The 19,576-nt window shown below is 73.6% G+C and carries 19 protein-coding genes; 5 read left to right on the top strand and 14 right to left on the bottom strand.

All coding sequences use genetic code 11. The features are described 5' to 3' along the window. Positions 1-6 precede the first annotated feature (6 nt). The 3 genes from AC6EXY_RS06130 to AC6EXY_RS06120 all read right to left on the bottom strand — a co-directional run bounded on the left by AC6EXY_RS06130 (position 7) and on the right by AC6EXY_RS06120 (position 3,627). Entirely contained in the window at positions 7-1,293 is a 1,287-nt protein-coding gene (locus AC6EXY_RS06130) for an acyl-CoA dehydrogenase family protein (RefSeq protein WP_101833240.1), read from the bottom strand. 59 nt (positions 1,294-1,352) lie between these two features. Next, complete coding sequence (locus AC6EXY_RS06125) at positions 1,353-2,141, bottom strand: SDR family NAD(P)-dependent oxidoreductase (protein ID WP_101833241.1); 789 nt, start codon at positions 2,139-2,141, stop codon at positions 1,353-1,355. 535 nt (positions 2,142-2,676) lie between these two features. Beyond that, a complete protein-coding gene (locus tag AC6EXY_RS06120; protein WP_101833242.1) occupies positions 2,677-3,627 on the bottom strand; it encodes an IclR family transcriptional regulator in 951 nt (316 codons plus the stop codon). 21 nt (positions 3,628-3,648) lie between these two features. Here AC6EXY_RS06120 and AC6EXY_RS06115 point away from each other — a divergent pair, with 21 nt between their 5' ends. Further along, on the top strand, positions 3,649-3,780 hold the full coding sequence (locus AC6EXY_RS06115; protein ID WP_499817706.1) for a hypothetical protein: 132 nt from the start codon (positions 3,649-3,651) through the stop codon (positions 3,778-3,780). A 31-nt stretch (positions 3,781-3,811) separates the two neighbouring features. Here the strand turns inward: AC6EXY_RS06115 and AC6EXY_RS06110 are convergent, their stop codons facing one another. The 4 genes from AC6EXY_RS06110 to AC6EXY_RS06095 form a co-directional block, all read right to left on the bottom strand. Continuing rightward, positions 3,812-4,690: an NAD(P)H-binding protein gene (locus AC6EXY_RS06110; RefSeq protein WP_499817707.1), complete on the bottom strand. Its 879-nt coding sequence runs from the start codon at positions 4,688-4,690 to the stop codon at positions 3,812-3,814. 276 nt (positions 4,691-4,966) lie between these two features. Then, complete coding sequence (locus tag AC6EXY_RS06105) at positions 4,967-6,787, bottom strand: VIT1/CCC1 transporter family protein (RefSeq protein ID WP_499817708.1); 1,821 nt, start codon at positions 6,785-6,787, stop codon at positions 4,967-4,969. 282 nt (positions 6,788-7,069) lie between these two features. Beyond that, complete coding sequence (locus tag AC6EXY_RS06100; RefSeq protein WP_101833244.1) at positions 7,070-7,921, bottom strand: DUF72 domain-containing protein; 852 nt, start codon at positions 7,919-7,921, stop codon at positions 7,070-7,072. Positions 7,922-7,951: 30 nt separating this feature from the next. Next, positions 7,952-8,503, bottom strand: a complete 552-nt coding sequence (locus AC6EXY_RS06095) for a MarR family winged helix-turn-helix transcriptional regulator (RefSeq protein WP_165818522.1) — start codon at positions 8,501-8,503, stop codon at positions 7,952-7,954. Positions 8,504-8,610: 107 nt separating this feature from the next. Here AC6EXY_RS06095 and AC6EXY_RS06090 point away from each other — a divergent pair, with 107 nt between their 5' ends. The 3 genes from AC6EXY_RS06090 (at position 8,611) to AC6EXY_RS06080 (ending at position 11,171) form a co-directional block, all read left to right on the top strand. After that, a complete protein-coding gene (locus AC6EXY_RS06090) occupies positions 8,611-9,162 on the top strand; it encodes an SDR family NAD(P)-dependent oxidoreductase (protein WP_499817709.1) in 552 nt (183 codons plus the stop codon). Positions 9,163-9,375: 213 nt separating this feature from the next. Then, positions 9,376-9,795 (top strand): YciI family protein, encoded by a 420-nt coding sequence (locus AC6EXY_RS06085; protein ID WP_101833247.1) that lies wholly within the window; start codon positions 9,376-9,378, stop codon positions 9,793-9,795. Continuing rightward, the gene (locus tag AC6EXY_RS06080; RefSeq protein WP_499817710.1) at positions 9,795-11,171 is read left to right on the top strand and encodes an RNA polymerase sigma factor; all 1,377 of its coding nucleotides are present in this window, start codon (positions 9,795-9,797) and stop codon (positions 11,169-11,171) included. Before AC6EXY_RS06085 ends, AC6EXY_RS06080 begins: the two co-directional genes overlap by 1 nt. A 317-nt stretch (positions 11,172-11,488) precedes the next feature. Here the strand turns inward: AC6EXY_RS06080 and AC6EXY_RS06075 are convergent, their stop codons facing one another. From AC6EXY_RS06075 to AC6EXY_RS06060, 4 genes are all read right to left on the bottom strand, one after another. Next, a complete protein-coding gene (locus AC6EXY_RS06075) occupies positions 11,489-12,196 on the bottom strand; it encodes an ATP-dependent Clp protease proteolytic subunit (protein WP_499817711.1) in 708 nt (235 codons plus the stop codon). After that, positions 12,193-12,900 (bottom strand): ATP-dependent Clp protease proteolytic subunit, encoded by a 708-nt coding sequence (locus AC6EXY_RS06070; protein ID WP_101835590.1) that lies wholly within the window; start codon positions 12,898-12,900, stop codon positions 12,193-12,195. The genes AC6EXY_RS06075 and AC6EXY_RS06070 overlap by 4 nt, the downstream gene beginning before the upstream one ends. Before the next feature lie 269 nt (positions 12,901-13,169). After that, positions 13,170-13,844 (bottom strand): MerR family transcriptional regulator, encoded by a 675-nt coding sequence (locus AC6EXY_RS06065; RefSeq protein WP_101835592.1) that lies wholly within the window; start codon positions 13,842-13,844, stop codon positions 13,170-13,172. A gap of 375 nt (positions 13,845-14,219) precedes the next feature. Beyond that, on the bottom strand, positions 14,220-14,654 hold the full coding sequence (locus AC6EXY_RS06060) for a MerR family transcriptional regulator (RefSeq protein WP_101835594.1): 435 nt from the start codon (positions 14,652-14,654) through the stop codon (positions 14,220-14,222). Positions 14,655-15,054: 400 nt separating this feature from the next. Here AC6EXY_RS06060 and mce point away from each other — a divergent pair, with 400 nt between their 5' ends. Beyond that, complete coding sequence (gene mce / locus AC6EXY_RS06055) at positions 15,055-15,480, top strand: methylmalonyl-CoA epimerase (protein WP_101835596.1); 426 nt, start codon at positions 15,055-15,057, stop codon at positions 15,478-15,480. 98 nt (positions 15,481-15,578) lie between these two features. Here mce and AC6EXY_RS06050 read toward each other — a convergent pair whose 3' ends face one another. From AC6EXY_RS06050 to AC6EXY_RS06040, 3 genes are all read right to left on the bottom strand, one after another. Next, positions 15,579-16,085, bottom strand: coding sequence for an LppP/LprE family lipoprotein (locus AC6EXY_RS06050; RefSeq protein ID WP_243408085.1), 507 nt, complete (start codon positions 16,083-16,085; stop codon positions 15,579-15,581). A 178-nt stretch (positions 16,086-16,263) separates the two neighbouring features. Beyond that, positions 16,264-17,793, bottom strand: a complete 1,530-nt coding sequence (locus AC6EXY_RS06045) for an aldehyde dehydrogenase family protein (protein WP_499817712.1) — start codon at positions 17,791-17,793, stop codon at positions 16,264-16,266. Positions 17,794-17,953: 160 nt separating this feature from the next. Beyond that, positions 17,954-19,294, bottom strand: a complete 1,341-nt coding sequence (locus AC6EXY_RS06040) for a thiamine pyrophosphate-dependent enzyme (RefSeq protein ID WP_499842310.1) — start codon at positions 19,292-19,294, stop codon at positions 17,954-17,956. Positions 19,295-19,576: the final 282 nt, after the last annotated feature.

The raw sequence follows: 19,576 nt of genomic DNA, 5'->3' as shown, positions 1-19,576 counted from the left end.
GGCGGCCTAGAAATAGGAGCCGTCGGGCAGCGGTGTTCCGTTGATCGTGTGCGCGCCTATCCACATCGCCTTGTAGGCGCGGGGGTTGTGGGAGGCGAGGGTACGGATGTTGCGCCAGTGCCGGTCGAACTGGGCCGCCCGGCGCACGGCGGAGGCACCGCCCGCGTCGAACAGGGCCGTCGCGGCGCGCTGCGCCAGGTCGTCGACGACCACCTTGGCCTGTGCGGCCTTCAGTGCCGCGGCGGCGTCCAGATCGGGATTTTCCACCCCGGCGAGAACGGCGGTGAACGACGCGTCGAGAGCCGCCGCCGCGTCCCGTACCAGCGCCTCGGCCGCATAGGCGGCGCTCGCGATGTAGCCGACGGTCTCCTGCAGGATCGGGTCGTCCACCGGGCGGCGCGCCGGCGCGTGATAAAAGGTCCGCGACCGTTCCCGGACCAGGGCCGCCGCGTCGCCGGCGACCCGGCGAACAATGCCGGCGACGATCGCCGTGAGCCACAGCTGGGGATAGGTCGCCGGATAGGCCGAGCCACCCTCCGGCCACGCCTCCTGCCCGGCCAGGAACTCCTCCGGAAGCACCCGGACGCCGGCGAACCGGGTCGTGCCGCTGCCGGTGAGACGCTGGCCGATGCCGTCCCAGTCGTCCTCGTGGAGGATCCCGTCGCGGTCGGCCGGGACGAGCACCTGCGCCGTGGTTCCGTCGGGTGTACCGGCGGTGACCAGGAGCAGGTCGGCATAGAGGTTACCCGTGCTGTAGACCTTGGTCCCGTCCAGCCGGTGCCCGTCGCCGTCGGGGGTCACCGTCGTCGCGTGGTCCTGCGCGCGCTGGCCGACGTCCGGCGTGCCCGGCTCGGACGACGCGGCGCCGAGCAGGGTGCCGGCGACGACCCTGTCCAGCAGCGGATCCGCCGCGCCGCCGGCCGACACCCGCACCCTCGCCTCCACGATCAGGAAGTGGTTGCGCAGGCTCTGCGCGATGTTCGGGTCCGCCGCCCCCAGGTCGAGCACGGTCTCGAACAGTTCGCGGATCGACGCGCCGCCGCCTCCCCGCTCGGCGGGCACCCGCAGGGCACCCAGCCGGGCCCGGCGGATCAGGGCGAACTGCTCATGCGGCGCTCGGCCGTCGCGCTCACGGTCCGCCTCCCCGTGGGCCAGTTCGGCGAGCAGCGCGCGCAGCGCGGCGGACCCGGGCGTCACCGGCCCGTCGACATCGGCGCCGGCGGAGCCGGTGACCCAGGCGCCGGCGGCGGAGGCGCCGGCGGCGGACGGGTCACGGGCGTCGATGAGCGTCATGGCCTGCTCCCCGAGTGGGCGTTGGTGGGAGGGATCGCGCTGGTCATCGTCACGGCGATCTAGTAGTAGACGGCGCCGGGCAGGCCACCGCCGGCGGCGATCGCGTCGCCGGTGATGCTGACGCTGCGGGGCGAGGCGAGGAAGGCGACCACGTCGGCGACCTCGTGGGCCTCGACGATCCGGCCGATGGAGGTTGCCGTCGTCCGCCCCGCCTGGTCGGTGGCGCCGGTCGCCGCCACCGCGGCGAGCAGGGCCGCGTTGGTCTCCGTACGGGTGGGCCCGGGGTGGACGACCGTCACGTTCACACCATGCGGGCCGAGTTCGTCGGCGAGGTTCTTCGTCAGGGCGGCCACGCTGACGTTGCGGATCGTGCGGACGATCGAATGGGTCTGCCGCGCGCCCAGACCACTGATGTTGATGATGCGGCCCCAGCCCTGGGCGACGAGGTGGGGAGCGACCGCCCGGCTGGTCCGCAGATAGCCGACGACCTTGACGTTCACGTCCGCCCAGAACGCCTCGTCCGTGGTGTCGGCCAGCGGCGGGAACGGGTAGCCCGCCGTCTGGTTCGACGCGTTGTTGACGAGGATGTCGACGCCGCCGAGCCGCGCGACCGTCTCGTCGACGAGCGCGCGGACGGACTCGTCGACGCCGGTGTCGGTCGGCACGGCGTGGACGACGCGGCCGTGGCGCTGTGCCACCTCGTCGGCGGCGCGGCGCAGCCGGTCGGCTGAGCGCGCGGCCAGGACGAGGTCGACGCCCTCCGCCGCCAGCGCGTGCGCGACGGCCAGTCCTATTCCCTGGCTCGCACCCGTCACAATGGCGCGTCTGTCGGTGAGGCCGAGGTCCATGGTCCCTCTTTCTGGGCAGCCTGAGATGGTCGAGGCAGCGTGGAACAGCGGCGTGTTTCGGACCGCCGGCGCCTACGCGCGGGAATCAGCGGCGCAGGCGCGCGGATGTTTTCCAGGACGCCCGGTGCCGGAACAGGAGAGTGACGCGCCCGATGTGGACGCGGAAAGGTCCCGACCGGGACCGGAATCACCCGGCCGGGGTCGCCTCCGGATACGGATGGCGACCGAGAGGAATCACGCTGGATTCGGCGGGCCAGCCGGGTTCTGTCGCCCGGAACGCCGCCTCGGAATCAGCGCGCTAGGGACAGACCGCTCCGCTGTTACGCATGAGGTCGACATCGCGCCGTCGGGTGAGAAGCAGCGCACGGCCGACCGGCCGCGGCGCCCCCCTGTGGGCGCGGCGGCAGTCGCTCCCCGCGAAGCCGCAGTCGACGAACACCGGTTCCTCCTTCTTCGCGGCACACGCTACCCGCCGCCCCGACGCAGGTAAAGAGGCATTTCCCGCGATGCGGCAAACACCACTGATCTGGTCGGCTTAGCGTGGCACGTGCGGCGGCGGCACCGCGGCGGTGACCTCCTCGGCGCGGGCCCGCCCCACGAGCGAACGCGGCAGACCCAGCGCACCGGCGGCCGCCGCCAGCTCCAGCCCCGTGCGGCGGACCGCCGCCAGCGGCAGGACATCGGCCGCGCCCACCACGCCGAGCGCGGCCACCACCCGCCCGTCGTCACCGCGGACCGGCACCGCGACGCCACGCCGATCCGACGTGTACTCGAGGTCCTCGACGGCGTAGGCCCGGTCGAGGACGCGCGAGAGGTCCACGGCGAGATCCGCGCGCGACGCGATCGTCGCCGCCGTGAACCGCGGCAGCCTGTCCGGGCCGGCCTCGCTCACGACGCCGAGACCGGCACCGTTCCCGCCGTCGCCGGGACCGCGGTCGTCGCCCCAGCCGTCGCCGGGCGCGGCACCCGGTTCGGCGCCGGCCGCACCGAGGTCGGGCGCGGCGTAGGCGAGCAGCACCTTGCCGAGCGCCGTCGCGTGCAGCGGGAGACGCGGCAGTGTGCGCGGGTCGGGCAGGGCGACGCCGTCGCCGTCCGCGCCGAGAATGGTCTCGACCCCGTCGCCGACGCGGACGGCGACCGACACCGGCAGGCCGGTCCGCACCGCGAGGCTCTCCACCACCTCCCGGCTGCTGGCGACGTCCCCGGTGTCCAGTACCGACCGCGCGAGGCGCAGCAGGGCGGGTCCGGGCAGGTAGCGCTCCGAGTGGGGCTCGCGCCACAGCAGGCCGGCCTGCGTAAGGGTGCGCAGCAGGCGGTAGGCGGTACTGGTGGTCAGGCCCGTGGCCGCGGCGAGCTCGGTCAGCGTGCTGTCCCGGCGCCCGTCCGCGAAGCAGTCCAGCAGGCTGGACGCCCGTAGCACGGACTGGACGGTGTTCGGATCGGTTCTCGCCACCCGTCCAGTATCGAGATCGGCGGAGACCGTCACCAGTGGTGATCACCCGGTCCGGTGGGAGACGGAACCGCCAACGACAGTGCCCAGCCTGTGCCCGTCACCGGGACCAGCGGCCTCACCCTCGCCCGCGCCCTCGCCGCCGGCGGTCGCAGCGCCTACGCGATCGTAGGGAGACCGCTGGGCTGACGCTCCCCCGCGCCGCTCCCGGCGCCGCGGCTCAGTCCACGACGGCCGCGGCGTCGCGGGCGGCCGCGCGGACGGCGTCGGCGAGCGGGGTGGCCGGTTGGCGGGCCAGCCGGGTGAGCGCGTCGCTGTCGGTGTACAGCTCACCGGCCGCGATGGACGTGTCGATCGCGGCGAGCATGCCCGCGAGCGCCGGGTCGACGCCGGCGCCGGTCAGGGTGGCGGCGTACTCGTCGGCGGGCAGGTTGCGGTAGACGACCGTCCGCCCGGTGACCTCGGTGATCGTCGCGGCGAGCTCGTCGAGGGTGAAGGCGGGGCCACCGAGCTCGTGGATCGTGTCGGAGTCGGTGTCCTGCAGCAGGGCGGTGACGGCGGCGGCGGCGTAGTCGGCCCGGGTGGCGGCGGAGATCCGGCCGGTGCCGGCGGCGCCGACGATCTCCCCGGTGCGCAGGAACTCGGCGAGCCGCTCGGTGTAAACCTCGGTGTACCAGCTGGTGCGCAGCACGGTGTACGGCACGTCCGAGTCGCGCAGCGCCTGCTCGGTGGCGACGTGCTCCGGGGCGAGCGGATTGCCGGTGGTGTCGGCGCGCAGCACGCTGGTGTAGCCGATCCGGTGCACCCCCGCGGTCCGGGCGGCGGCGATGACGGCGGCGTGCTGCCCGGTGCGCCGGCCGAGGTCAGTGCCGGAGACCAGCAGCAGCCGGTCGACGCCGACGAGGGCGGCGGCGAGGGTGTCGGGCCGGTCGTAGTCGCCGTGGCGGACCTGGACCCCGCGGGCGGCGAGATCGTCGGCCCGGGCCGGGGTGCGCACGACAGCGACGATGTCGCCGGCGGCCACGTCGCACGCGAGCAGCTGCTCGACGGCGAGGTGGCCGAGGTGCCCGGTGGCCCCGGTGACGGCGATGATCGGCATACGGCGTCTCTCCTCACAGAATTCGGTCGACGGGTCGCTTCGGTGCGACCGAGGGCGGTGGGACGGCGCGGACGGTGACACCGGGACCGTGATGACAGCCGGTCCGTGGCGGTCCCGTCGTCGGAACATGCTCAGGGCCGCCGCGACGCGCCGCAACCGTTCGGCCGGCGCCCTGTCCGTGCGAGCCCGGGGTGATGAGAACTCGCGTCGGTCAGGGCGTCCGGCCGTCGGGGCGTGCAGGATCAGGAGACGTGCGGGATCAGGAGACGTGCGGGATCAGGAGACGTTGACGCCGAGCAGGCCGCCGATGCCGAACGCGGCGGCGGCCGCCAGCCCACCGACGACGAGCTGACGGGTGGCGCCGCGGCGTGGCGAGTCGCCGGCCAGCAGGCTCAGCCCGCCGCCGACGACGGCGAGCGCGATGGCGGCGAGGATCACCGCCACCACGGCCGCCCCCGTGCCCGACCCGATGAGGAACGGCAGCACGACGACGAACGCGCCGGCGGTGAACGACGCCGCGCTCGACGCCGCGGTCGCCCACGGTGAGCCGAGCTCGTCCGGGTCGAGGCCGAGTTCCTCGCGGGCGAGGGTGTCCAGCGCCGTCTCCGGATTCTCCATGATCTTGCGGGCGGTCTCCTCCGCCTGCTCCTTCGGCAGGCCCTTCGCCTGGTAGAGCAGGGCCAGCTCGCGTTCCTCGCCCGCGGGGAAGTCGCGCAGCTCCTGCTCCTCGAGGCGGATCTCGGCGGCGAACATCTCGCGCTGGCTGGACACGGACACAAACTCGCCCGCGCCCATCGAGAACGCGCCGGCGAGCAGCCCGGCGACCCCGGCGAGCAGGATCGCCCGGCTGGACGCCCCGGAGCCGACGAAGCCGAGCACCAGGGAGGCGTTGGAGACCAGCCCGTCGTTGACGCCGAACACGGCGGCGCGCAGCGCGCCGGAGCGGTCGCCGTGATGCCATCGCTCGCCGTCGCCGATGCCGCCCCGCGACGCACGGCGCACCGACATCCCGGCCAGCATCCGGGCGTGGCGGCGTTCCTGCAGGCGCATGCCCGGCGCCGCGTTGGCCTCGTCGTCGTAGCGGCCGGCACTGGCGCGCTCGCCGGCCTCGAGCATCGGCAGCACCGCGGACAGCGAGAACCAGCGGGCCAGCATGATGACGATCCGCAGCCGCAGGCTCCTGCGCTGGCGGCGGGCGGGGGGAACGGGCTCGCCCATCGCGCGCAGCTGGCTCTCCCAGTGCCCGGCGTGCTCGTCCTCGACGTCGGCGAGCTGGCGCAGCACCTCGCCCTGCGAGCCGTCGCTGACCTCGGCGAGCTCCCGGTACATCGCGGCGGACTCGCGCTCGGAGACCAGATAGGCGCGGTACCGGTCGGCGGGCGGCGGTTCCTCCTCGCTCTGACCACCGCCACGCTGCGCTCTGCCGCGCCGGCCGCCACCACGCTGAGCGCCACCACGCTCGCCGCTCTGCTGGCGCCCGCGGCCGCGGCGCGTGGCGGCCCGGCCGCCGCGGGGTGACGGATCGCTGGCACCCCAGGCGTCGTCCTCCCACTCGGCGTCGCCCCAGTCGTCCTGGTCGGGCGCATTCGCCGCGTTCGGCCGCGGCGCCACCGGGCCGGCTGCCGTCGTCCCCTGGCCGGTGGACGGCGGTACGGACTCGAACGGCAGGGCGCCCCCATCGGGTGGGCTCACCCGCATCGGCCCGGATCCGCCCGGCCCGGGGCCGGCGGCGTCCCAGCCCGATGGCCCCGCCAGACCAGCCGGGTCGTACAGACCGGCGGGACCGGCCTGATAGACGGGGTCGAAGGGGTCTGCGCCCGCGTCCGGCCCGGGCAGGTCGAACAGCGCCGTGAGCCGGGGATCCGATGGCTGGGCGGGGAAGTCGTCCTCGAAGTCGGGCCAGTCCCGCGCCGACCCGCCAGGCACCTGGCCCCAGCTGGTCGTCGGGGCGAGCGGCCGACTCACGGCGATCGGGCCGCTGGGCGTGTTGATGATGAAGTACGGCTCCTCCCCGGCGGCGCCGTCCGCCGAGGGGTCAACCGGGGTCCGGGGAGGCGAGGCGGTTCCCCGCCAGCCACGGTCATCACTGACCGCCATCGATTGAACCGCCCTTGTGTCAGGGCTCCCATACGCGCCGGAGCCGATGCCGCCCCCCACCAAAGGTGATTTTAGGGACAATTCGCGGTTCCAGGACAGAGCCCTCGACGATCATTGTGTCGCCGTAGTGACGCAGGAACACCGATCAGACGCTGTCGGTGCAACGAACGACGTGCTCACAGGGTTGCCGGGCGGCGCCGGGGACCACCGCCAGGTCATGGCGATCAGGCATGGCACCCTTGGGCGTGGCGTGCCCAGGACCGCCACCGCGCGCCGGCCGGATCAGAACAGCGTCGGCGGTGCGGCCGGGATCGGGGCGGGCAGTGGGTCGAGGGCGGGGACGCGGGCGCGGACCTCGTCGTGGAAGCGGCGGGCGAGCGCCGGGGCGTCGGCGTTGTCGGGCGTGTGGACGAACATCGTCGGCGAGCGTCCCTCCCGCAGCCACGCGACGACGGCGTCGACCCAGCCCCGCCAGCCCGCGACCGTCGCCTCGACGTCGTCGCGGCCGAGGTAGCGCACGATCGGCCGCTCGGTGAGCGCGCGGTTCCGCGCCGGCACGCGTGGCTTCTTCGCCCAGGCGTCGCGTTCGGCGTCGCTGTCCGGCGGGGACGCGAAGAAGACGGTCGTGTCGAAGGGAACCCACTCGGCGCGCGCTGCCCCCAGCGCCCGTTCGAGCAGGTCCGCGGCCCGTGGGTCGGTGAAGAACGCCGGGTGGCGCACCTCGACGGCGTAACGGTGGACCGCCGGCAGGCCGGCGAGGAAGCGGCCGAGCGCCGGCACATCGACGGGCGTGAACGCCGCCGGCAGCTGGATCCACACGGCGTCGACGCGCGGGCCGAGCGGGGCGATCGCGTCCCAGAAGGCGCGCAGCTCGGCGTCGACGTCGACGAAGCGCCGGTCATGGGTGACGATCTTCGGCAGCTTCGGGACGAACCGGAAGGCGGGCTCGGTCTGGCGCGCCCACGCCTCGACGGTCGCCCGCGCCGGCGTCGCGTAGAAGGTGGTGTTGCCCTCCACGGCCGTACACCAGCTGGCGTAGTGCCGCAGCCGCTCGTGGGCCGCGAGCCGGTGCGGCAGGAAGCGCCCCTGCCAGGACGGCAGACTCCACATCGCGCACCCCACGTGCAGCCGCATCTCCCGGTCCCTCCCCGTGCGCACGGCGCGTCACGTCGCGTCCGAGTCTGCCGTGCGGGGACGGGGCGTCGGCCGGTCGTCGCCGGGTGCCAGGCCCGCCCGAGAGCGCAGCCGGGCGGCGTAGTCACTCACGGCGCCGACGAACGTCCGCATCGCCACCGTGAACCTCTCGGCCTCGGCCGGTTCCCACCCCGCGAGGATGCCGCGGACCGCCGCGTCACCCACCTGGTACATGCGAGCGACCGTCACCCGGCCCGACGGGGTGAGGTAGAGCAGTCTCACCCGCTGGTCGCCCGCCGGGCTCCGATCCGCCACCAGGCCCCGACGGCGCAGCTTGGCGGCCGCCTTGCTGATGCTGGGCACGCCGATCTCGAGGCGCTCGGCCAGCATGGTCGGCCGCAGCGGGCCGTACTGGCCGAGATGCCACAGCACGCGGCCCTCCGTGACGCCGACGTCCGCCCCGATGGCCGCGAGGATCGACGCCTGGTAGGTCGGCGACGACCACAGCTCCGCCAGCCAGCTCAGCAGCGCCGTCAGCTCGACGGCGTGCCGCAGCTCCTGAGGGGCACCGTCCTCGTCCACATCAACACAGTACCGCCTATATGTTTTCCCTCGGAAACCTTCGCCGCGGGCGACCGCCCTGCCGGGCAGCCCCGGCGTCCGTCATACACAGATCAGGAGACGCTCAGATGGGACGCTTCGACGGCAAGACCGCTCTCGTCACCGGCGCGGGCTCGGGCATCGGACGCGCGATCGCCGCCCGCCTCGCCGCTGACGGCGCCCGGGTGATCCTCACCGACGTCAACGGCGCGCAGGACGCGGCCGCACGGGAGATCGGCGGGCTCGCGCTGGCCCGCCGGCTCGACGTCGCCGACCAGGCCAACGTCGCCGACCTGGAGCGATGGATCGGGTCCGAGTTCGGTGGCCTGGACATCCTCGCGAACAACGCCGGGATCGGCGGCCCGAACCTGCCCATCCACGAATACCCGGTCGATGCCTTCGACAGGGTCGTCGCGGTCAACATCCGGGTCAACGCCGTCGCGCCCGGGACGACCCGCACCGCCATCCTCGACGAGGCAACGCCGGACCTGATGCGGATGCTCGAGGGCCGCATCCCGCAGGGACGTCTCGGCACCCCCGAGGAGATCGCGAACGTCGCGGCGTTCCTCGCCGACGACAGCCAGGCCAGCCACGTCACCGGCCAGATCTGGGTCGTCGACGGCGGCCGCTCGGCCGGCTGAGGCCACCCCGCGACCGTGGCGCCGCAGCCATGCCGGCTCCCCGCGGCGGGTCCGTGCGCCGTTCGCCCCGCGGGAGCCGCAGGTCGACATCCGCCGTGAAGGTCGACATCCGCCGTGAAAAAGGTGCCGCCGCCGTGTCGATGTGCGGGTGTCCCGTTCGACCCTGTGGTGAGAGGGTCCGGACACGGGCCCACGACCAGGGAGAACACCGCGATGCCGAAGTTCATGCTGATCATGCGCGGGACGGACGAGTCGATGGCGGAGATGATGTCGACGCCGTTCGAGGAGATGCTCGAAGTGGTGGGCCGGTTCAACGAGGAGCTGATCCGCGCCGGCGTGCTCGTCGCCGCCGAGGGGCTCGACGACCCCGGGCAGGGCGTCGTCGTCGACTTCGGGAGCGAGACGCCGGTGGTCACCGACGGGCCGTACGGCGAGACGAAGGAGCTGTTCGGCGGCTTCTACCTGTTGGAGGTCGCCTCCAAGGAGGAGGCGGTCGAGTGGGCCCGGCGGATGCCGGCGGTCCGCGGCTCCAAGTGCGAGATCCGCCGGGTGCCCACCATCGACGAGTTCCCGCAGGACAACGAGTGGATCATCAAGGAGCGGGCCTGGCGCGAGCGGACCGGCCAGCTCTGATGGTCCCGACGCCCGGCGGCCCGTCCTCGGAGGGGCCGCTGGCGGACGCCGCGACGGCGCGGGACACCGCGGCTGGGCTGGACACCGCGGCGGCCAGGAACGGCTCGGCCGCGCGGCGGGCGGTGGAGGCGGTGTGGCGGATCGAGTCGGCACGCATCGTCGGCGCGCTCGCCCGCTACACGCGTGACCTCGAACTCGCCGAGGACGTGGCCCAGGAAGCGGTCGCCGAGGCGCTCGTCTCCTGGGCCCGCGACGGCACGCCGGCGAACCCGGTGGGATGGCTGCTCGCGACCGCACGGCGCCGGGCGATCGACGGGTTCCGCCGCCGCTCGGCCCTCGACGAGCGGCACGCTGCCCTCGCCGGCCAGCTCGCCGAGGGCCAGGCGACCTCCGGTGCGCATCTCCCGCCGGAGCGACCGGACGACCTGCTGTGGGATCCCGACCGGATCGACGACGACCTGCTGGCGCTCATGTTCATCTCGTGCCATCCGGTGCTCGCGCCGGAGGCCCGCGTCGCCCTGACCCTGCGTGCCGTCGGCGGCCTGACCAGCGAGGAGATCGCCCGGGCGTTCCTCGTCCCGGTGCCGACCGTGCAGGCGCGGATCACCCGGGCGAAGAAGACGATCGCCGCGGCCGGCGTCCCCTTCGAGCCGCCGGCCGCGGCGGCGCGGCGGGAACGTCTCGGCGGCGTCCTGAGCGTGCTCTACGTGATCTTCACGGAGGGTTCGACCGCGACGTCCGGCGACGATCTGCTGCGCGCCGACCTCGCGCACGAGGCGATCCGGCTGGCCCGGACGCTCGCCGCCCTGCTGCCGTCCGAGCCGGAGATCCATGGCCTGCTCGCCCTGTGCGAACTGACGGCGGCCCGCTTCCCCGCCCGCACCGGCCCGGACGGTGAGGCGATCCTGTTGGAGCACCAGGACCGCCGCCGCTGGGACCGCTCGGCGATCCGCCGCGGGCGCGCGGCGCTGGACCGGGCCGGCGCGCTCGGGCGGGGCCTCGGGCCCTACGGCCTGCAGGCGGCGATCGCGGCCTGCCACGCGGTGGCGCCGTCGGTCGCCGAGACCGACTGGGAGCGGGTGGTGCTGCTCTACGAGGCGCTCGGCCGGATCGCTCCGTCCCCGATCGTCGAGCTGAACCGGGCCGTGGCCGTCGCGATGGCCGTCGGACCGCTGCCCGCCCTGGAGATCGTCGACGCCCTGGCCGCCGCCGGCCACCTGTCCAACTCCCACCTGTTGCCCAGCGTCCGCGCCGAACTCCTCGCCCGCCTCGGCCGCACCACCCAGGCCCGCGCCGAGTTCGCCCGCGCCGCCGCCCTGTGCCGCAACACCCGCGAACGCGCCGTCCTCGACCGCAGGGCTGCCGGCCCGTCGTAGCCGCCCGGCCATCGGCCGCCGTCCCAGAAGCGTCTCGGTGAAACGGGGGACGCTGGTTCGGGCCGGGGAGGCGACCGCGGCACGGTGGCGGCACGGCCAGGTCACGACCACGGAAAGGCATCAGTTGAGCCGCGTCCGCCTACCCCATGGGCGTCGACCCGCGTCGGCGGCGACGACACCCTCACGATCACCGCGAACCCCGCCAGCGCCGCTAGTGGTCGTCGTCTGAGTTCGCGTGGGCCGCGTGCGCACCGCGGGAAACGGCACGCACGGCGGACTGACGATCAGGATTCGCGTAGGTCGCGGCGGCGGCGGGGTCAGGCCACGCCGGACATTCGGCGTGAGGCGGACGCCTTGCGGCTGAGGATGACCTCGTCGACGAGGCCGTAGTCCTTCGCCTCGGCGGCGCTGAAGATCGTGTCGCGTTCGGTGTCGCGGCGGATCTCGTCCTCGGCGCGGCCAGTGTGGCGGGCGAGCATCGCCTCCTGCAGGGCGCGGACCCGCAGGATCTCCCGGGCCTGGATCTCCAGGTCGCTGGACTGGCCCTGCGCCTGCGCGGACGGCTGGTGGATCAGGATCCGGCTGTTCTCCAACGCGCACCGCTTGCCCGGCGTCCCCGCCGCCAGCAACACCGCCGCCGCCGACGCCGCCTGCCCCATACAGATCGTCGAAATGTCCGGCCGCACGAACTGCATCGTGTCGTAGATCGCCGTCAACGACGTGAACGACCCACCCGGCGAATTGATGTAGATCGAGATGTCCCGGTCCGGATCCTCCGACTCCAGGAACAACAACTGCGCCATCACGTCGTTCGCCGACACGTCATCGATCTGCACACCCAGAAAGATGATCCGCTCCTTGAGCAGCTTCGAATACGGATCCATGGAGTACTCGCCGCGAGAGGTGCGCTCGACGATGTTCGGCAGCACCTGCCGCGCCCGCGGACCGTCCCCGGCGATACCCCCACCGGTTGCTGCCGCACCGCCGACGCCGTGGCCGGCGGCGACCCGGCCGGTGGCGGTCATCGGGTGCCCTCGGCGCCGAAGCCGGCGTTGCCGGTGGCGCGGCGCGGGCCGATGCCGCCGGCGCGCCCGCCGCCGGGGACCTCGTCGACGCGGGCGACGACGTGGTCGACCAGGCCGTAGTCGCGGGCCTCGGGGGCGGTGAACCAGCGGTCCCGGTCGGAGTCTCGTTCGATCTGCTCGACGTTCTGGCCGCTGTGGGCGGCGATCCGCTCCTGTAGCACCCGCTTGGTGTGCAGCATCTGCTCGGCCTGGATGGAGATGTCGGCGGCGGTCCCGCCGATGCCTCCGTGCGGCTGGTGCATCATGATCCGCGCGTGCGGGAGGGCGAAGCGCTTGCCGGCGGCGCCCGCGCAGAGCAGGAACTGGCCCATGGAGGCGGCCAGGCCCAACGCGACGGTGGCGACGTCGTTCTCGACGAACTGCATCGTGTCGTAGATCGCCATGCCGGCGCTCACCGAGCCACCCGGCGAGTTGATGTAGAGGTAGATGTCGCGGGTCGGGTGCTCGGCGGCGAGCAGCAGCAGCTTGGCGCTGATGGCGTTGGCGACGTCGTCGTCGACCTCGGTGCCGAGGAAGACGATCCGGTTCTCCAGCAGCCGGCCGTACACCTGGTCGTCGACACCGCCCGGCGCGGGTGTCGCCGCGACGGCGGAGGAGTTCCACCCGGGCGCGGTGACCGCGGTCGGCGTCCATCTGTCGATCATGAGAAGTGTCCTCCCGCCGGCCTGCTCGGGACTCGCCGCGAACGGCGGGGCCGGCACCTCCAGCCTCGCCGCTGGAACGGCCGCGCAGGCGCCGATCTGCCCGTCGCAGATCTGCTCAGGGCAGACGACCTTGGCGCCTGCCGCCCGCGGTGACAAGCGCGCCCCGGGGAACGCGTGTACGGCTCGCGGCGCGCCTGGCCGCGCGGGGACGGCTGGTCGACACCTCGGGCGGACGCCGACCGCGCCGTGAAGACGCCCGGCCGGCCCGTTCAGCGCGTGCCGGGGCGCTCGCCGTCCTGATCGCCGTCGGCGTCACGCCCCTCGGTGCTGCCCGCCTCGTCCGCGTGGTTCTCCGGCTGGCCCGCATCGGCGTTGCGGGGCAGGTAGCCGTCCCGCAGCGGGTCGGTGAGGAAGGAGAGGAAGGAGTCGTCGAGCAGGAGGGGCCCGTCCTCGGCGTCGCGGGCCGGGCCGCGGCGAGCGTCAGGCTGCTCGCCTGCGGGGGTGGTGTGGCCGCCGTCGGCGCGCAGCGAGCGGGCCGCGTCGTCACGAAGGCCGATCATGAAGTCCTCGGCGAGGCGGACCTGCTCCTGCAGCGAGGCGAGCTTCTCCTCCGCGAGGCTGACCCAGGTCCGCAGCCGGTCATGCAGCTCGGCGCGGTGCGCCGCGGTCAGCCCGGGCTTGCCGATGCCCTCCCGCAGGGTGAGCAGGGAGCGCATCTCCTCGACCGTGAAACCGAGCGGCTTCATCTTCTTGATCAGGAAGAACCGGTCGAGCGCGTCGTCGTCGTAGAGCGGCAACCCGTCCTCGGAGCGTCCCACCGCGACCAGGAGCCCCGCCTGCTCGTAGAACCTGGCGGTGCGCAGGGACAGGGTCACCAGAGTGGCGACATCACCGATCTCGTAGCGGCCGGCGGCGGAGGACCTGGCGCTGCTGGTTGTGGACAATTCGACCCTTATCACGGTAAACGTGGCGGCTGGTGCTCGGACATCTCGCGGCTGTGCCTCGGCTGCCCGTGTCCACCGGCAGGCGACGACGACCTGGTGATCACGGACCGCGGGTGGATCAGCACCGGAGCCGGCACCGGGCCGGCCACGCCCCGCACGGGCCGCGCCGGACCGGACGCGACCTCGGACGACGCGCCGAATCACCGGATTCACCGCGGCGGCCGACGCCAGAAACGCCAGGACCTGCTGTGTTACGTACCGTACCCGATTGGCTTCGTCCGTCGATGCAGTCCACGCCCCCGTCGGGCCCGGAGGTGCGTGGCGTCGTCACCCGCCCGCGCGCCCGCCGATGCCCGAACAGCCCTTAGCAGTGTGTCATGCCGAACGGTTCGCGTCGCCGTGAAGCCCGATGACGAAGTCCTCGGCGACACCCGCCTGCTGGCGCAGCGTCGCGAGCTTCTCCTCGGCCAGCACGACCCAGGTGCGCAGCAGCTCCCGCAACTCGGCGCGGCGCGCGTCGGACACGGCCGGATCGGAGAGCTCGTCACGCACGGACAGCAGCGAGCGCATCTCCTCGAGGGTGAACCCGAGGGATTTCATCTTCTTGATGACCATCAGCCGGTCCACGGCCTCATCGCCGTAGAGGCGGAAACCACCGGGAGTACGGCCGGCCGTGGTAAGCAGCCCGGCCTCCTCGTAGTACCGGACCGTGCGCAGCGACAGCCCGACCCGCTCGGCGACCTCACCGATCTGATAGGTGGTAGAGCTGGCCGCGCGGTACGCGGATGGATCGCGACGCGTCGTGGACAAGGTGACCCTATCGGTAGTGTCTCGATGTCTGGATCAAGGCTGATAACAGACCACTCTACGACGTTCCGGACAGGCTGCGCAGAGGTGGGTCGCTGTATTCCCCGCCGCGTGCTCCGTACGGGGAGCTTCGGGGCCCGACCGTGCTATCGGTCGACGTCGACGCCCCGACCGGGCAGGCTGCTCGGCGGGTACGCGCCACGGGGGCGGCCGGCTCAGGCACCATCATCCGCAGGGCCGGACCAGAGAGGGGACGCCGTCGTGGCCCACCGGCGGACGCGGCCGGTCGCGCCGTGACCAGCTGGGCGGGTGACGGGGCGAACGGGCCGGCAGGACGCCCGGCGAGGCGGCATCGAGGAGACGGACCCGCGGGGCGCGGGGTCGGCGGAACAAGGAGAGCGCTGTGCTGAGCAGGATCGACCATGTCGGGATCGCGGTGGCGTCACTGGCCGAGGCCATTCCCCACTACGAGAAGGCGTTCGGCCTCAAGGTCGTGCACCAGGAGGACAACGAGCGCCAGGGCGTGCGGGAGGCGATGCTGCTGGTACACAGCGGCGAGGCCGGCAACTCCTACGTCCAGCTCCTCGAGCCGCTGCGCGAGGACAGCCCGGTCGGGAAGTTCCTGGCCAAGCGGGGCCCCGGCATCCACCACATCGCCTACGGCGTGGCCGACATCGACAGTGCCCTAGCCGCGCTGACCGAGACCGGCTTCGACCTGGTCAACAAGACGCCGGTGCACGGTACCGCCGGCAGCCGGATCGCCTTCCTGCACCCGAAGGGCCTCGGCGGCGTCCTCACCGAACTGGTCGAGGCCGCCGAAGGCCACTGACGACGGCGCCACGCACCCGACGAGACCACGACAGGTGGCCGACCGGGCGGCCTCATGGCACGCCCGGTCGGCCGACCCTCACGCGTACGAGCCGGCGCTCAGCGGCGGCTCGCCGCGGCCGACGTGCTGGCGTTCGGCAGCGCGTCCAGCGGGGTCACGCTGGAACCGGTCCACCGGTAACGCACCGTGGCGCCCCCCGCGGTCGGGCAGCACATCGGGTCGTCCGGGCGGTAGAGGTCGTACTGCAGGGCGACCTCCCGGTCCGTGGACCAGATCCAGCGGATCGTCGCGCTCGGCTGCGCCGCGTCGTTGCCGACGAACGCCCCGCGGTGGAAGAAGAACGCACGCTGCGGATGCCCGTCCCCGGACGTCGACAGCAGACCGACGATGACGCTGAGGTCGTTGCCCGGGTCGTAGCCGCCGAAGGAGATCGGCGTGTAGCCGGCGGCGCGCACGACAGCCCCCGCCTTCGCGGCGCTCAGCGCGGGCACACCGGACGCCCCCACCGCGGCTGGCGGGACTGGTGCGGTCGGTGTGGCTGGTGTCGATGACGCCGCCGAGGCGGTTCCGGTGAGCCCGGCTACCAGCGTGAGCACACCGATCATCACTGAAACGGCAAGTCCGCGACGTAGAGTCATGAGAACCCCCAGGTTCCGTGTTGACCCGACCACGCTAGATGCCGACTTCGACGGGTGCCGGCCGAGCGGCGACTATGGCCGCAATGTCGCCCGCATTGACCTGACTCGCGAGCTACCGCCAGGCTCGTCCGGCGGCGCGGGCGGGTCAGCGCGGGGTGCGGGGCGCCCGGCCGTGGCGCAGGCGGCTGGCGCGGGCGACGGCGGCGAGCAGGCCGGGCGCGCGGCGGAAGGTCGTCATCGTCGTGCCCGGGATCGGCACCCGCCGGACGGCGACCGAGCGCGGCTGGGCGAACTCCCGCAGCCCGTCGGCGCCGTGCACCCGGCCGAACCCGCTCTCCCCGCTGCCGCCGAACGGCAGTGCTGGGAAGCCGGCGAACGCGAGGACCGCGTTGACCGACACCATGCCGGCGTCGAGGCGGGAGGCGATCTCGTCGCCGTGGCGGCGGGAGAAGACCGTGGCACCGAGCGCGTAGGGGGTGCCGTTGGCCAGGGCGACCGCCTCGTCGACGTCGGCGACGACCCGCACGGTGACGATCGGCCCGAACGTCTCCTCCCGCACCGCGGGCGCGTCCTCGGGCACGTCGAGCAGCACGACCGGCGCGATGAAGGTGTCCCCCACCGACGCCGCTTCGCCGACGAGCGCCGTCGCGCCGCGGGCCAGCGCGTCCTCGACGTGCCGGCGCACCACGGCGGCCTGCCCGGGCATGGTCATCGGCCCGTAGTCGGCGTTCGGCCGGGCGCCGGGGCGCACTCCATCGAGGGCGCGGCGCAGTTCGGCGAGGAACGGCTCGGCGACCGCGCGGGTGACGTAGATCCGTTCCACGCCCGCGCACGTCTGCCCGGCGTTGGACATCGACCCCCAGGCGGCGGCCCGGGCGGCGGCGACGACGTCGGCGTCGTCGGCGACGACGAAGGGGTCCTTGCCGCCGCACTCGATGATCACCGGGGTGAGACGCGTGGCGCAGGCAGCCATCACCTGCCGCCCGGTGGCGGCGGAGCCAGTGAAGGCGATCTTGTTGACGTCGGCGGCGCACAGGGCGGCACCCGTCGCGGCGAAGCCGGTGACCACGCCGAGCACTCCACCCGGGGCCTGCGGGTTCGCCGCGGCGAACGACCGGGCGAGCCAGGTACCGAGTGCCGGGGTGTGCTCGCTGGGCTTGAACACGACCGTGTTGCCGGCGGCCAACGCGTAGGCGATCGACCCGACGGGGGTCAGCAGCGGGTAGTTCCACGGCCCGATGACGCCGACGACCCCGAGGGGTCTGTACTCCACCCGGCCGCTGTGGCCCGCCATGAACGGCCCGGGCACCACCCGGCGGGTCCGCAGCACCCGCCCGGCACCGCGGGCGGCCCAGCGGATGTGCTCGCTGGTGAGCACCAGTTCGATGCGGGCGTCGCCGGCGGTCTTGCCGTTCTCGGCGTGGAGCAGGTCGACGAGGCGCGCGTCCTCGCGGGCCAGCTGGGCCGCCCAGGCCAGCAGGCACGCGCGGCGACCGGCGAACCCGAGCCCCGCCCACCACGCCGACGCCGCCCGGGCCGTGGCGACCGCCGCGTCGACCTCAGCCTGCCCGCAGATCGCGAAGGTGTCGACGACCGCGCCCGTCACCGGGTTCGTCGAGGTGAACGTCCGTGCGTCGACGCGGCCGTCGACCTCGCTGGCAGCGACCGTGTCCACCGTGCTCCCCCTGCTCGTCCTGGCGGCCTTCCCCGTCGCGCCCACGCTACGTCGCCCACCCGCCGGGACCGTTCGTCCCCGTGCCCGCGCCCGGGCGCCGCGACGCCGATCCGGGTGACCGCGCGGACTGGAGATCGACCTCGCGCGGCACCGCGACGGATCAGAGGAAGGACTCGCGGTAGGCGGTGAACCACTCCCGCTGGGCACGCTGGTCGGGGGTCTCGTCGGCGCTGACGTGGCCGAACATGCTCGCCGGCGGCGGCGGGTCGAGGGCGAGGCAGTCACGGCGCAGGTCGGCGGCGGCGTCCTCGGCGTGCGCACGGACCTCGTCGAACCAGCCCTGCGCCACGTCCGCGGCCAGCAGCCGCCGCAGGCGCTCGATGGGGTCCCGCGCCCGCCAGGCGGCGACCTCCTCGGCGGGCTGGTAACGCCCCGCGTCGTCGGAGGTGGTGTGGGGTGCCATCCGATAGGTGTTGGCCTCGATGAGAACGGGACCACCACCGCCGCGCGCGTGGGCGAGGGCCCAGTCGGTGACCGCGTGCATGGCCAACACATCGTTGCCGTCGACGCGAAGCCCCGGGAAGCCGAACCCGTCGGCGCGGCGCGCCAGGCGCACCGGGGACTGCCGCCGGCTCGGCGTGGAGATCGCCCACTGGTTGTTCTGGCACAGGAACACGACCGGCGCCCCGAAGCTCGCCGCCCAGACGAACGCCTCGTTCGCATCCCCCTGGCTCATCGCCCCGTCGCCGAGGTACACCAGCACGGCCGTGTCCCGGTCGGGATCGCCGGTGCCGACGGCCCCGTCGAGCAGCGCGCCCATGCCGTAGCCGACGGCGTGCAGGGTCTGGGAGGCGAGGACGATCGTGTAGTTCGCCATGTTGTGCGCCGTCACGTCCCAGCCGTCGTGACTGACGCCGCGCAGCAGCCGCAACACCTCGGCAGCCGGCACGCCCCGGTGCCAGGCGACGGCGTGCTCGCGGTAGCTGGGGAAGACGAAGTCACGCGGCCCCACGGCCTGCGCCGACCCGACCTGCGCCGCCTCCTGCCCGCGCAGCGGGATCCACAGCACCAACTCGCCCTGGCGCTGCAGGGCGGTGGCCTCCTCGTCCAGGCGCCGTGCCAGCACCATCGACGTGTAGAACTCGCGGCACAGGTCGTGATCGGCGAGCACCGCGAAGCGGGGGTCGGGCACCAGGGCGCCGTCCGGGGCGAGCAGGCGGATGCCGGCATCGGCCAGTTCGTCCTCGGCGCACGACCCGCGCCGAGGACGCGCGCCCCCCACCGGAGCCGGCCAGGCGACGACGGCGGTCTGCGTGGCGGCCGCCGGGCCTGCCGGTGCCGCCGCACCCGCCGCACCCGTCGCACCCGTCGCACCCGTCGCACCCGTCGACATCGGTGAGGCAGGCGGTGGGCCCGGATGGGCCGGCGCGTCCGTACCCGCCGCTCCCGCGCCCGCCTCCGTCACCGGCGCGGTGGTGGGCGACGGTACCGCCGCTGCCACCGCGGCCGGTTCCGACCGGCGCGGCGTCCTTCCGGCAATCAGGTCCGGCCGCTGTACGACATTCATGCCGACTACCCCTGCCCAGCCCGGGGATCGCAGGACATCCTACGATCGGAAACCATCGAAAATAGTGCGGTATACCGGTTCGACACTAGCGGTTTCGCAACAGAGTGAACGTCAGATCGCGGTACGCGAATCACGTGTCACTCCTACCCGGCGGACACCCGAGCGATCCCTGGACGTCCAACGATCGGAAACCATCGAAAAACATCACCCCGAATG

The sequence above is a fragment of the Frankia sp. RB5 genome (assembly GCF_059816245.1).
This window is presented reverse-complemented; position numbering and strand designations above follow the sequence as displayed.

What these genes read in the sequence shown, in the direction of transcription:
- AC6EXY_RS06130 (WP_101833240.1), bottom strand. Translation starts at nt 1,293, where the DNA reads ATGACGCTCATCGACGCCCGTGACCCGTCCGCCGCCGGCGCCTCCGCC.
- AC6EXY_RS06070 (WP_101835590.1), bottom strand. Translation starts at nt 12,900, where the DNA reads ATGATCGACAGATGGACGCCGACCGCGGTCACCGCGCCCGGGTGGAAC.
- AC6EXY_RS06080 (WP_499817710.1), top strand. Translation starts at nt 9,795, where the DNA reads ATGGTCCCGACGCCCGGCGGCCCGTCCTCGGAGGGGCCGCTGGCGGAC.
- AC6EXY_RS06090 (WP_499817709.1), top strand. Translation starts at nt 8,611, where the DNA reads ATGGGACGCTTCGACGGCAAGACCGCTCTCGTCACCGGCGCGGGCTCG.
- AC6EXY_RS06075 (WP_499817711.1), bottom strand. Translation starts at nt 12,196, where the DNA reads ATGACCGCCACCGGCCGGGTCGCCGCCGGCCACGGCGTCGGCGGTGCG.
- AC6EXY_RS06085 (WP_101833247.1), top strand. Translation starts at nt 9,376, where the DNA reads ATGCCGAAGTTCATGCTGATCATGCGCGGGACGGACGAGTCGATGGCG.
- AC6EXY_RS06105 (WP_499817708.1), bottom strand. Translation starts at nt 6,787, where the DNA reads ATGGCGGTCAGTGATGACCGTGGCTGGCGGGGAACCGCCTCGCCTCCC.
- AC6EXY_RS06100 (WP_101833244.1), bottom strand. Translation starts at nt 7,921, where the DNA reads ATGCGGCTGCACGTGGGGTGCGCGATGTGGAGTCTGCCGTCCTGGCAG.
- AC6EXY_RS06110 (WP_499817707.1), bottom strand. Translation starts at nt 4,690, where the DNA reads ATGCCGATCATCGCCGTCACCGGGGCCACCGGGCACCTCGGCCACCTC.
- AC6EXY_RS06050 (WP_243408085.1), bottom strand. Translation starts at nt 16,085, where the DNA reads ATGATCGGTGTGCTCACGCTGGTAGCCGGGCTCACCGGAACCGCCTCG.
- AC6EXY_RS06125 (WP_101833241.1), bottom strand. Translation starts at nt 2,141, where the DNA reads ATGGACCTCGGCCTCACCGACAGACGCGCCATTGTGACGGGTGCGAGC.